2 pseudogenes are annotated in these 455 nt (G+C 70.5%); one reads left to right on the top strand and one right to left on the bottom strand.

What is annotated here, in order from left to right:
• Positions 1-130 (top strand): annotated as a pseudogene (locus FMEAI12_RS40470) (integrase); the annotation flags it as partial.
• A 197-nt stretch (positions 131-327) separates the two neighbouring features.
• On the opposite strand, the pseudogene FMEAI12_RS39145 reads toward FMEAI12_RS40470, so the two are convergent.
• A pseudogene (locus tag FMEAI12_RS39145) lies at positions 328-455 on the bottom strand (IS3 family transposase); the annotation flags it as partial.

Raw genomic sequence — 455 nt, 5'->3', positions numbered from 1 at the left:
CGTCGGGCTGGGCTACCCGGTCGGGGTGGCCACCGTCTGGCGGATCCTGCACCGCGCCGGTGTCGATCCCACGCCCCGGCGGGCCGATGCCTCCTGGCGCACGTTCCTACACGCCCAGGCCTCCGGCGTCCAGAAAGCTGGTATCTGGAGGCGTTGACGACCGTCGTGGGGCCGGTCTGGGGTCGGTCCTGGCTGGAGTCGGCGTAGACGTGACCATGGATGAAGTAGCGCGGCTGGAGCGCGGCGAGCAGCGTATGAATCTCGGCAAAGCCGCGGTGGGCAGCGTCGACGCCGTCACCGACGCCCGCGGCCGGTGAGTGAGTGAGCAGGAGCCGGTGGCAGCCCGAGGGTCTTCAGGACCCGGCGGATCGTGGATGCGCTCACCCGGTAACCGAGCTTGAGGAGCTCGCCCTGGATCCGCTGGTAGCCCCACGTCGGGTTCTCGGTCGCGAGCC

It is taken from the genome of Parafrankia sp. Ea1.12, from assembly GCF_900465275.1.
GTDB lineage: Bacteria > Actinomycetota > Actinomycetes > Frankiales > Frankiaceae > Parafrankia > Parafrankia soli.
The sequence above is the reverse complement of the archived record's forward strand: the minus strand, read 5'-3'. Positions and strand labels throughout refer to the sequence as shown.